This window comes from Lentzea sp. NPDC036955 (assembly GCF_055608005.1).
Genome location: NZ_JBVJRC010000008.1, coordinates 311485 through 323196, shown reverse-complemented (window position 1 = coordinate 323196; position 11712 = coordinate 311485). Strand labels below are relative to the sequence as shown.

The window sequence follows — 11712 nt, the reverse complement described above, 5'->3', positions numbered from 1 at the left end:
TCGGGAAGCCTGCAGCAGCCGTTTGACACACACGGCACGATCACCAGGACCGACCTCGGACAACCCCAGGGGAGCGCCGGTGAGGTTCACCAGGTTGACCGCCGTGCTGCTGTGCGCGGTGCTGACCGCGGGCTGTCAGTCGTTGTGGAACGGAGGAACGAACGTGCGCACCACCGACGCCGCCGGCAAGTCCGGCACCGGCGAACTGCGAACCGACCTCGAGCCGCTCACCAAGCGGTTCGCGGCTCTGGGCTCCCCGGAGCAGGCCCGCTGGATGTCGGGCACCCTCGGCTCCGACCGCGCACCCGGCCCGTCGACCTACTGGATCGACGCCGTGATCACGCTGCCGGAGAGCAAGATCGACGAACTGAGGTCCGCGTACAGCCCCGAGCCTGCCGGCAAGGCGCCGGACGTCGTCGATGGCCTGCGCGGTGAGCTGCCCAGTGGCAGCTTCCTCACCAGTGATCGGCTCGACCAGGCTTTCACCGCCGACAAGTGGTTCGCCAAGGCCTACCTCGTGCCGGACGACCGTGCGCTCGTGCTTGTCGCCACCGGGACCTGATGCCCACCGCACGCACCGTTGACGTTCCAACGGTCGCCGGTGCCGGCTGCCAAGCGTCGGTGACCAGGACCACGGTTCTGCGGTCAGGACGACTGTGGGCGAGCGCAGCAAAGGCGGTGGTGGCGACCGTTGGCGGAGGTGGCCTTCATCCTGTCGACCGCGAGGACGGCCGGCAGGACCCCGCCGCGGTCTTGCGGAACCCGGCCGGCCGGACCGCGACGGTCAGAAGAGCGCGGAGTGCTTGCTCCTGGACGACAGCGGGTTGTGCCGCGGCTTGCTGCGTGCCATCGGCACCATCGCGTGGCACTCGGTGGTGCGCGGGGGGCTGTCGCGGTGGTCGAAGGTGCGCAGGGTGTCGGCGGTGCGGCGGAGGTCTTCCGCGCAGCTCGCGAGGATCTGGGCCACGGCGCTGCGGCCGTGCGGCGGGATTCCGGGTGCCAGGTCGCGCCAGTCCTCGATGCGGCGCAGCTGGGTGTGCAGCTGTTGCAGGATCTGCCTGCCGACCTCGTTGAGCCGGAACGACGGGTCGTTGCAGAGCACGTCCAGCACCGACAGGTGGTTCGTCAGGCCCGAGGTGGCCGCTGTCAGGCGCTCGCGTTCGGGTACCGGATCACGGCCTTCGGCGAGCCTTTGCCGGACGTCGCGAGCCGTTCCCACGGAGATGCCCGACTGGCGGGCGATTTCGCGCAACGACGCGGTCGGGTGGTCGCGGATCACCTGGGCCGCGGCGGTCCGGCCGGAGGCCGTGGTCATGGGGCGGGCTCGGCCGTCACGGCCGGTGCGCACGTCCATGGTCCGGGGGACGGTCTCGCGGCGCAGGGCGGCCACGCTCTTGGCGCCCAGGCCGGCGGCGAGTGCGATGGCGCGGTCGGAGAGGTCGGGGTGCGTGTTCAGGATGCGTATCACGGCGCGTTTGCGGTCGTCCCTGGTCAACGGGAGACCGTGGGTGACGTTGAGCTTGACGGCGTGCAGGAACGCGTCGCGCTCGCCGCCGTCGAACCACTGCACGGCGATGGTGCGCTGGCCGCGGGCACGGGCCGCCTCCACGCGGTGCGCTCCGTCGATGACGCGCATGGTCGGGCGGTGCACCAGGATCGGAGGCAGGTCCGTGTCGCACTCGACCAGGATCCGGACGTGTTCCGGGTCTGTCCTGGATCTGGGCGAGTCGCCGGGCAGCACTGTGTCGATGTCTACTTCGGACGTTGATGCCTGTTGGTGCGACGCCGCTTTTCCTGACATGAAGAACTCCGGTGTGGTGGATCGCCGACCCCGTGCCGCGGGTCTGGGCGACAAAAGTGATGGAAGCCGCTCAGGCTCGTTGTGGTCACGCGCAGCACAGCCCCAGTCAGCCCCCAGCTGTCCAGCTCGTTTCTTCTTAACAAACCAGGTTTCCAGCTGGTTATCCACCTCGTCGCCCGATCGGACCAGCACGTCGAACAGTGCCCCCACCTGCGAAGCGGCAGTTTTCCCACGCTCGTGGGAGCGCTCACATACAGCGCAAGCTGCAAGATCATGGAATAACTCTGAGCACACCGCGGTTCTGTCAAAGTTTATTTCCGCTAAGCATCAGCCACGCGACTCGTGCACGTTGACCGTGCGTGATCAGAACCGCCGGTGGGACTCCTATAACACTTGTTCCGGAACAAATCAACACGACGTTGAACAAGATTGCCGGGAACCGGACCGGGAAACGCGAGTTCCCCCGGTGGGGTCTCCACCGGGGGTACCTGGACCTCGCGTCAGACCTCGTACTCGACGCCCACGCCGCCGAAGTGCAGCCGGCCCTGGATGACGACCTTCTCCCCCGCGCTGTCGAAGCCGGTGATCAGGCCCGCCTCCATCAGGCGCGTGACCAGCTGAGCGCTGATCTCCTGCTTGCCGATCGCGCCGAGCTTCTTCACGAGCGCCCGGTAGCCGAAGTTCTCCTCGGCGAGCTCCTGGAACACCTGCCGTTCCGCCTCGCCCATCACGTACTGGGTGAGGTCCTCGTCGGCGTCGTTGGCCAGCACGTGCACCGGCTCCAGCCGCATGCTCAGCGGTTCGACCTTGTAGTGCGGCTTCAGCAGCACCTTGCTGCCGGTCCAGACGAGCTTGCTGATGCTGTTGAGCCGCTGGGTCAGGCCACTGATCCAGCGGACCCTGGCGGCGTCCAGCTCGGCTTCGGAGAACTCGTCCGAGAGCTCCTGGCGCTGGTGCTTGCCGATGTGGATCATCGTCGCGGCGCGGTCGTGGAAGTCCGCCACCGCCGCGCTCTCGTCACCGTCGGACAGCCGGTCGAACCACTGCCGGCGCACCAGCCGGTCGTCGTCGGACTCGGTGATGCGGCGCTGCCGCCAGAACTCCGACTCGGGCTCGGTGAGCGAGGCGAAGGTGTAGAACGACGCGAGGAACTGGTGGTAGCCCTCGTAGGCGTCCCGGTACGAGCGGTTGTACCAGGCGTGCACGGCCTCGGACTCGCCCGGGTTCGCGGTCATCCGGTCGATCGCCGCGGCGGCGCTGACCGCCGACTGCGAGGCCAGGTGGACGCCCTGGGAGAACAGCGGGTCCGTGAAGCAGGCCGCGTCACCGCAGAGGAAGTAGCGGCCGGCCGAGAAGTGGTCAGCGTCGTAGGACCAGTCCTGCACGATCCGCACCTCGTCGACCATCTCGGCGTCGCCGAGGATCTCCATGGCGCGCTTGGCCTTCGGCAGGGTGGCGCGGTAGAACGCCTCCGCGCCCATCTCCCTCACCTCGGCCGCACGCGAGCGGTCCACCACCAGGCCGACGCTGTAGAGGCCCCCCTTCATCGGGATCATCCACACCCAGCCGTCCTCGAACGTGATCGAGTACGTGGTGCCCGCGAGGTCGCCGGTGAACGGGTCGGGCAGCTTGAAGTACGACCAGACCGCGAAGTTCCGGTAGAACTCGTCGTAGCGGCGCACGCTGAGCTTGCGGCTGAGCGGGCCGCCGGAGCCCCCGGCGTCGATCACGTAGTCCGCCGTCACGTCCCACCGCTCGTCGGCGCGCCGCAGCGACAACGTCACGGAGTCGGCCGCGGACACGTCGACACCGGTGACGGTCGTGGCCTCGTGCACGGGGATGCCCCGCGACCTGGCCTCGTCCATCAGCATCTGGTCGAACTCCTCGCGCTTCACCTGCACCGCGTGGTCGAACACCCACGGGTTGATCTTCGGCGCGGCGAAGGAGAAGGTCCAGGGCGCCTGGTCCTGTCCCCACAGGAAGGTCGCCGACGGCTTCTTGACGAAACCGGCGGCGTCGATCCGGTCCTGCAGCCCCAGCCGGTTGAGGATCGACATGGTCCCCGGCAGCAACGACTCACCGATGCGGTACCTCGGGAACGTCTCCCGTTCGAAGACCTCCACGTCGTGCCCGAGCTTGTGCAGCGTCAACGCGGCAACGCAGCCCGCGGGCCCGCCGCCGACGACAGCTACTTTCGACCGTGCCATTCCGCTCCCCCTAAGGGTTTTCGTGGTGTCATCAGGCGGATGGTCCGCCTGAAGGTCAGTCCTGATCGCTGTGCGGGCGCAGCCGCACCTTCTTGAGCCGGTCGGACATGCCGATGTCGTCGATCACCGTCACCTTGGACGGGATCTTGAACGGTTCGACCCGGCCGGTCAGGAACTCCCGCACGTGGGCCCTGGCCTCCGCCCTGGTCAGGCTGCCCACCGGTTTGACGTCGACGCACACCGCCTGGCCGGTGATGGCGTTCGGCCTGCCGTAGACCACGCAGTCCTCGACGAGCGGGCTGGTCAGCAGCACCGACTCCAGCTCGAGCGGGAGCAGCTTCTCGCCGCCGACGTTGATGACCTCGGTGGCGCGGCCCTTGACCCGCAGGTAGCCGTCGCCGTTCTCCTCGACCAGGTCACCGGTGCGGAACCAGCCGTCCTCGGTCACCGCGTCGGCCGGGTGGTTGAGGTAGCCGAGGAACTGCGTGCTGCTCTTGAGCTGCAGCTCGCCGTCGACCACGCGGTAGCGGGTGCTGTCGTCCGCGATCTTGAAGTAGGTGCTGCTGGACGACTCGCTCGTGGTCGCGGCGATGCCGGTCTCGCTGGTGCCGAAGGTCTGCACCAGCCGCACGCCGGGGAACGCCGCGCCGACGCGGGCGAGCAGCTCGGCCGACATCGGCTCGGTGCCGTAGGTGATCAGCCGGAGGCTGCTGACGTCGTGCCGTTCGAGGTGGCCGCCGACCATGATCAGGTTCAGGAACGTCGGGCTGGCCGGCAGCACGCGGATGCGGTGCTGTTCGATCAGCCCGCAGATCTCGTCGGGCGTGCGCTTGGCGGGCAGGACCGCCGCGCCGCCCACCAGCATGGTGCTCAGCAACGAGTTGATGCCGCCGATGTGGTCGAACATCAGCACCATCAGGATGTTGAGCGAGACGGAACCGCGGGGGCGTTTGGCGAGCTTCTGCTCCACCAGCGCGTCGAGGTCGTGCAGGATCGCCTTCGGGGTGCCGGTGCTGCCGCTGCTCAGCAGCACCAGTCCGGCGGCGCCCCTCCCGGCCAGCTCGCTGAAGGCGGGCGACGGCGCACCCGCGGCGGACATCGGCACGACCTCGACCGCGTCGGCGGTGCGGAGGGTGAAGCGGGGCGCGCACGTCTCCCGCACGGTCTCCGCCGTGACCGGTGTGCTGCCCACCATCGGGACGACGGTGTTGCGGTCGAGGTAGAGCGCGAACAGCGCCGCGACCGCGTTGGGGGAGAAATCCCCTTCCAGGACAACGGCGTCGTGCGCGCGGGCGCCCGCCTCGGCGAGCAGGCGGCGGATCTCGCCGATCCGGTCCAGCAGGGCGGCGTAGCTGTGCGGGACACCGTCCACCCACAACGCGGTGCGCTCGCCGAAACCGGCCATTCGCTCCAGAAATGCTTCCCGCACGTCAGTTCACTCCTCCCAGGAAGATCGTTTCGCCGGTCACGAACGCGGACTGGGAACCGATCAGGAACTCCACCGGCCCGCACAGGTCGGCGGTGGTGCACATCCGCTTGATCGCCTGCCTGCCGACAAGTCCGTCGATGCGCTCGCGCGGCACGGTGCGCGTGAGCGTGGTGCTCACCGGCGGCACGCCGAGGCCGTTGACCCGCACACCGTGCTCTGCCAGTTCCTTGCTCATCACCCGCACGAGCTGTTCGACAGCGGCTTTGCTCGCCGAGTAGGCGAGCTGCCCGTCGATGGCCCACGGCACCGCGACCGTGGACAACGCGACGATCGAGGTGCTGGGCTGCTCCGAGCGGCGCAGCAGCTTCACGGCCTCGCGGCAGCAGCTCAGCACCGCGAAGAAGTTCAGGTCGAACAACCGGCGCGTGGTCTGCTCCGGCGTCAGCATGAAGTGGTTCATGACCGACGTGCCGGCGTTGTTGATCAGGGCGTCGAGGTGGCCGTGGGTGCGCCGCAGCTCGCGGAAGAGCGCCTTGACCGCGGTGGTGTCGGTCAGGTCGACCTGGTGGTGGTCGTAGCGCTCGTGCTCGATGCCGCCCGGTTTGCGGCTGCACCCCACGACCTCGTGGCCGGCCGCCAGCAGGTGCTCGGCCAGCGCCTTGCCGATGCCGGTCCGGGTACCGGTGATCATGACCTTCACGGTTCGGTCCGCCTCACCGCGGTGCCGCGACCAGCCGCAGTTCCTCCTCGGCGAAGCCGACGAGCCGCCGGACGCTGCTGAACGGGCTGACCCGTTGCGACACCGCCTTCTCGGAGGCGAGTGCCACCTCCACGTCGAACTCGTCTTCGAGCTTCTCCTCGACGAGCGCGAGAAAACCGACCAGGTGCATGGACTCGAACACCCCTGAGTCACCGCCGTAGAGCCGCAGGTCGAGCACATTGTCGGTCGGTATCTTTTCCTCCCGCGTTTCGTTCAGCTCCTCGATTGCGGAAACAATGATCTGCAGGATGCGATCGTCCACCGTGCTCTCCTCTTACCGGTTCTCCAGGCGCGTCGAATTGCGCCGGATTCACGATCTCGTCTGGAGGCCCTCCGCCGCACGGGCTGTCCCGATTGGGGGGCCGGCCGCCGGATGGGTGCGGCACCGCGTCGGGTGCCTGCCGGTTTCGGACGCTAGCAGCGGATATCGGCCTTCGGAAGCGACTCCGGCGACTTTTGCGGAGGTTGAACGCACCACCGGTGTGCGAGTGCGGCACTGCCGCAGTCGCACGTGTCCGCGCGGCGCTCAACACCACTTGTCACCGTTCGGGGCGCTCGACAAACTCGGCGGCAGGAAATCCACTGCGATATTCGACAGCGAGAGAGGTGTGCCATGGGCAGTCAGGCCGATCCCGATGCCGAAGGCGGAGGGCTGACCGAAATCGCCGGTCTGCCCGCGTTCGACCGGACTGATTCCGCTGAAAGCGCGGTGATTTCCAGGTTGGTTGGAAATTGGCACCGGCGCGCGGCGGTGAAGCGCGCGGAACCGGACGTCCACGCGTTGTTCGACCCCGACCGCCCGGACTTCCGGGTGGACATGGTGCCGTTCAGCGCCCACCCGGTGTGGGAGCGGTGGTCCGACGCGCAACGGTCGCGCATGACCAGCTGGGGCTGGATCGCCTACAACCGCAACACGGTCCTCATCGAGCAGGGCATCGCGAACCCGGGCTTCCAGCTCGTCGCGTCCGGTGAGTACCCCGGCGCCGGCGGCCAAGAGCTCGAGCTCGCCATCGCGCAGGCGATGGTCGACGAGCAGTACCACACGCTCATGCACATGAACGGCAGTGCGACCACCCGCCGGATGCGCCGCTACGAGTTCTCCGACCGCGTTCTGCCGGACTCGCTGATCACCACCATCCACGACGAGCACGTGGACCGCTGCGCGGAACGCTGGGAGCGCAGCCTCACCACGCTCGCGTTCGCGACCGTCGCGGAGATCTCCATCAACGCCTACCTGGACCTGCTCGCGAACGACGAGGACATCCAGGTCGTCAACTCCACCACCGTGCGCCTGCACAACCGGGACGAGTACTGCCACGCCTCGATCTCCGGGGAGATCCTCAAGCAGGTCCACGACGTCCTGCCCGCGCACCAGAAGCGGTTCGTGCTGGACAAGGTGGTCGCGGGCCTCGCCGCGTTCGTGGCCCCCGACTTCACCACCTGGGAGACCATCGCGGACTTCGAGGGGCTGCCCGGCTGGGAGAAGGCCGCCGCCGAGATCCGCGAGGAGCAGGGCGGCACGCACCTGGTGCAGGACCACTCCGGTGTGCACGCGCTGCTGTCCGAGATGGACGTCCTGGACCAGGTGGAGTTCGCGTGGGGCACGACCGCGGCGAAGCAGGGCTGACCGCGGTGGCCACGACACCGGTCCTGCGCGAGGACGCGGTCGCCGTCCGCGACCTGTTCAGCTTCCTGCGCGACCTCGGCCTCGACTGCGACGTCAACCCGTGCGCGGCCGCGTTGGGCGTGCTCGCCACCGACCCGCGCGACACGGAGGACTTCCTGCGGGAGCTGGGTGTCACCGCCGCGCTGGGCAACCTCATCGGCGTTCCCGAGCACGAGGTCAAAGCCACCTGCGTCGTCCACGACACCCGCGTGACGGGCAGCCCGGACGACCTGGCCGAGGTGACCACCGCCTACCACAACACCCGGCCGCTGGGCCTGGACGAAGCCGTCCACGTCGCCTTCTGGCCCCACGACGACGGCCGGCACCTGGTGTTCGCGAAGTTCAACCACATGGTCGTCGACCTCGCCGACGTCGTGGTGTTGCTCGGACAGCTGCGCGCACACCTGCGCGGTGAGCCGGTGAAGCGGCCGGGGTCGCGCTACCGGGACCACTCGGGGATGCTCGCCCGCTTCGCCGCGCTGCCGGCCGCCGACCCTGAGGTGGTGCAGCGGGAGCTCGGAGCGCTGCCGACACCCGGCCGACCCGGTGTGCCCACGATCTCCGGCAGCTCCGAGCGCTGGCTGCCCCTGCGCCCCGGCCTCTCGTTCGACGACCTGCTGGCCGCGGTGACCGCCACCGTGCTGCGGGTGGTCGGCGGAGGACTCGTGCTGCAGTACCCGTTCTCCCGCTGGGACTTCGCCCGCAGGGGCGGCTACTTCGTGGAGATCCGGCCGCTGGTCGTGCACCGGGAACGCGCAGGCGAGTACACGCCGGAGCACTTCGCCGCCACCAGGGCGCGGCTGGAGGGGCTGGGCCGCTACACGATGTCCGACCTCACCGCGTTCGCCACCGCGTTCAGCCGGGGCCGGATGCCGCGGATCGTCGTCTCGGACACCACCTTCATGCGTCCAGAGCCGCGCGACTGGGACTGGGTGCGGGTGCGCAGCGACCGCGTCTTCGAGGACCTGAAGTTCCTCGCCGACCGCTCCTTCCCCGGACCGCCGCTGATGAAGCTGCAGTACAAGAGCCGGTTCATCGGCGAGGACACCGTCGCGGTCGTCCTCTCCGAACTCGAACAGCGAATTGGAGCCCTCCGTGCGACTGCCTGACCTGCTGAGCGGTGCGTTCGCGCGCCACGCCGACCGGGTGGCGTTGCGCTGTGCCGGTCGCGAGTGGACCTACTCGGAGCTGGACCGGATCACCGGCGCACTGGCCGCGCGGATCGGACGCGAGTGCCCGCCCGGCCGCCGGGTGCTGGTGGTGGGCGAGCACTCCGCCGAGTCCGTGCTGTGGGCGCTCGCGGCACTGCGCAGCCACGCCGTGCACACCCCGGCCAACCCCGCGCTGCCCACGGCGAGGTTCGTGGAGTCGGCGCGCGTCGCCGACCCCGGTCTCGCCGTCTGCTTCGACGACGACTCGCTGGCGAAAGCCGCCGCGGCGGGCGTGCCCGCCCTCGACACCCGCACCGTGCCGCTCACCGCCTCGGCGGCCGGCGTGCCGGACGCCGGTGACCGCGCGGTCGCCTACTCGATCTTCACCTCCGGTTCGACCGGCACGCCCAAGCTCGTCGACGTGGGGCACGGCGGCCTGCTGAACCTCTGCCGGTCGCTGACCCGCCTGCTGGACATCGGTCCCGGGCAGGAGGTCGTGCAGTTCGCCTCGCTGTCCTTCGACGCCTCGATCACCGAGATCGTCGTGCCGCTGCACGCGGGTGCGACCGTCGTCGTGCCCGCCCGCGGTGTGCAGTCGTGGCTCGGCGCGCTCTCGCAGCACCTGGCGGAGCACGGCGGTGACCTGATCATGGTGCCGCCGTCGGTGTACGCCCGGCTCGGCGAACGGGCTCAGCGCAACGTCCGCAAGGTGCAGTTCGCGGGTGAGGCGCTGGGCAAGGCGGAGTTCGACACGGCCGCGCGCCACAGCCGCGTGTTCAACGCCTACGGCCCGACCGAGGGAACCGTGTGCTTCTCGGTCGCCGAGCTGACCGAGTTCGCCACCACGATCGGCACGCCCATCGACGGGTTCTCCGCACTGGTGCGCGACCTCGACACCGGCCGGTTGACCGAGTCGGGCATCGGCGAGCTCGTGATCGTCGGTGACGGGGTGGCGCTGGGCTACGTGGGCGGGGACCCGCGCGAGCGGGAGAGGTTCGGCGAGGTGCGGGGCAGCCGCGCCTACCGGACCGGCGACCGGGTCGCGCTCGACCGGGGTGGCCTGACCTACATGGGCCGCGTCGACGAACAGGTCAAACGGCTGGGGCACCGGGTCAACCTGGCGCACGTGGAGTTCGCGCTGAGCGCGCACCTCGGCGTGCAGGTCGCCATGGTGCAGCTGGACGACGAGCTCGTGCTCGCCACGACGGAGGCGCCGGACGGCGAGGACGCGCTGATGGTCCGGCTGCGGCAGCTGCTCCCGGCCTGGGAGGTGCCGGACCGGGTCGCCGTCGTTCCCGAGTTCCCGTTGGCGACCAGCGGGAAGCTGGACAAGAACGCGCTGGGTGAGCTGCTGGCCGAACCCACGACCGCGCCCGGCGGCGCCCGCGGTGAGGAACTGGGCCAGGTGCTCGACGTGGTCGCCGCGGTGCTGGGCCAGGAGGTCGGCGCGGACGTGTCGATCTTCGACGCGGGCGGCAGCTCGCTCGCGATGATGCGCATCCAGGTCAAGCTGGCCGAGCTGTTCGGCCAGCAGGCGGTGGAGGCGGCGTTCGAGGCCATGGAGTACGACTTCGTGGCCGCGGACTTCCTGCGGCACGTGCGCGGCGAGGAGGTCGTGCGCGACCTCTCCCCGGCGGAGCTGGCCTTCCGGCAGGCGGAGACCGAGCTCGCGGCCCTGCGCGCGGAGCTGCCAGAGCTGCGGCGCGGCGCGCCCACCGGTCCGGGCCCGGTGCTGCTGACCGGTGCGTCCGGGTTCATCGGCGGGCACGTGCTGGAACGGTTGCTCGACGACGGTCACCGCGTGCTGGTGGTCAGCACCAGCAGCGCGCAGCGGCTCAAGGCGGGCCACGCCGCCAGGTTCGGCCGGCCGGAGGCCGGACTCGGCGCCGTGGAGGTCATCGGCTACCCGGAGCTGGAACGCCACCTGGCGCAGGGCACCGGGCCGGCGGTCGAGGCGGTCGTGCACTGCGGTTACGACGTCAACCACCTGCTGCCGCTGGACCGGCACATGTCCGGCAGCGTGCGCACCACCGCTCTCGTCGTGCGCGCCGCCGCCGCGTGGGGCGCTCAGTCGTTCGCGTTCCTCTCGGCGGCGTCCGCGGGAGAGCGGTTCGGCACCTTGTCCGCCCAGGCGCTCACGGCGGTGGGCGAGCCGTACTCGCGTTCCAAGCTCATCTGCGAGTCCTATGTGGACGCGCTGGCCGCCGTCGGGTGCGCGGGCGCCAGCTACCGGGCAGGTCTGGTCTACGGCCACGGCGAGACGGACAGGGCGTTCCTGCGGGACGACTGGTTCTCGTCCCTGCTCGACCTCTCGGTCCGCCTGCGCGCCCTGCCCCGGCTCGACGGGTACGTGCCCGTCTGCGACGTCGGTCTGCTGGTCGACGCGCTGCTGGCCGGCGTGCAGGGCGCACCCGCGCGTTCCCAGGTCGTCGTGCACCGCACCTACGGCCTGGCGGACCTGCTGGCGGTCACCGGGCTGACCGAGTCCGACGTCGTCGACGTCGGCGGCTGGTTCGACCTTGCCAGGGCCGGCGGAGCGGCAGACCCGAGGGTGCTCGCCGCGACGCAGTCGGCACTGGGAGGACGGGGCTGGCGGGAAGCGCGCCACGAGACCGACCGCGACGTGCTCGCGGACCTGCTGGCCCTGCTGCCGGGCACGTCCGTCGTGAGCGCCTGACCCCCGACGCACGAACGGAGC

The 11712-nt window shown here is 69.9% G+C and carries 9 protein-coding genes and 1 pseudogene; 4 read left to right on the top strand and 6 right to left on the bottom strand.

Annotation, left to right across the window (positions count from 1 at the left end; translation table 11 throughout):
* The first annotated feature begins 79 nt into the window (after positions 1–79).
* Positions 80–562, top strand: coding sequence for a hypothetical protein (locus ACZ7CF_RS28280; protein WP_360391838.1), 483 nt, complete (start codon positions 80–82; stop codon positions 560–562).
* Positions 563–784: 222 nt separating this feature from the next.
* On the opposite strand, the gene ACZ7CF_RS28275 is transcribed toward ACZ7CF_RS28280, so the two are convergent.
* The 6 genes and pseudogenes from ACZ7CF_RS28275 to ACZ7CF_RS28250 all read right to left on the bottom strand — a co-directional run bounded on the left by ACZ7CF_RS28275 (position 785) and on the right by ACZ7CF_RS28250 (position 6975).
* Positions 785–1636, bottom strand: coding sequence for a hypothetical protein (locus tag ACZ7CF_RS28275; protein ID WP_360391840.1), 852 nt, complete (start codon positions 1634–1636; stop codon positions 785–787).
* A gap of 665 nt (positions 1637–2301) precedes the next feature.
* Positions 2302–3993 (bottom strand): annotated as a pseudogene (cmlS, locus tag ACZ7CF_RS28270) (chloramphenicol-biosynthetic FADH2-dependent halogenase CmlS); the annotation flags it as partial.
* A 70-nt stretch (positions 3994–4063) separates the two neighbouring features.
* A complete protein-coding gene (locus ACZ7CF_RS28265; RefSeq protein ID WP_470370980.1) occupies positions 4064–5437 on the bottom strand; it encodes an ANL family adenylate-forming protein in 1374 nt (457 codons plus the stop codon).
* Between the two features lies 1 nt (position 5438).
* A complete protein-coding gene (locus ACZ7CF_RS28260; RefSeq protein WP_360391848.1) occupies positions 5439–6128 on the bottom strand; it encodes an SDR family NAD(P)-dependent oxidoreductase in 690 nt (229 codons plus the stop codon).
* A gap of 22 nt (positions 6129–6150) precedes the next feature.
* A complete protein-coding gene (locus ACZ7CF_RS28255) occupies positions 6151–6459 on the bottom strand; it encodes a hypothetical protein (protein WP_360391850.1) in 309 nt (102 codons plus the stop codon).
* 264 nt (positions 6460–6723) lie between these two features.
* A complete protein-coding gene (locus tag ACZ7CF_RS28250) occupies positions 6724–6975 on the bottom strand; it encodes a hypothetical protein (RefSeq protein WP_360391853.1) in 252 nt (83 codons plus the stop codon).
* On the opposite strand from ACZ7CF_RS28250, the gene ACZ7CF_RS28245 reads away from it, so the two are divergent.
* From ACZ7CF_RS28245 to ACZ7CF_RS28235, 3 genes are read left to right on the top strand one after another with little or no spacing between them, the layout of a single operon-like run.
* On the top strand, positions 6949–7824 hold the full coding sequence (locus tag ACZ7CF_RS28245; protein WP_360391856.1) for an AurF N-oxygenase family protein: 876 nt from the start codon (positions 6949–6951) through the stop codon (positions 7822–7824). The two genes, ACZ7CF_RS28250 and ACZ7CF_RS28245, sit on opposite strands and share 27 nt — an antisense overlap.
* Positions 7794–8972: a hypothetical protein gene (locus tag ACZ7CF_RS28240; RefSeq protein WP_458431102.1), complete on the top strand. Its 1179-nt coding sequence runs from the start codon at positions 7794–7796 to the stop codon at positions 8970–8972. Before ACZ7CF_RS28245 ends, ACZ7CF_RS28240 begins: the two co-directional genes overlap by 31 nt.
* Complete coding sequence (locus ACZ7CF_RS28235; RefSeq protein WP_470370979.1) at positions 8959–11691, top strand: AMP-binding protein; 2733 nt, start codon at positions 8959–8961, stop codon at positions 11689–11691. The genes ACZ7CF_RS28240 and ACZ7CF_RS28235 overlap by 14 nt, the downstream gene beginning before the upstream one ends.
* Positions 11692–11712: the final 21 nt, after the last annotated feature.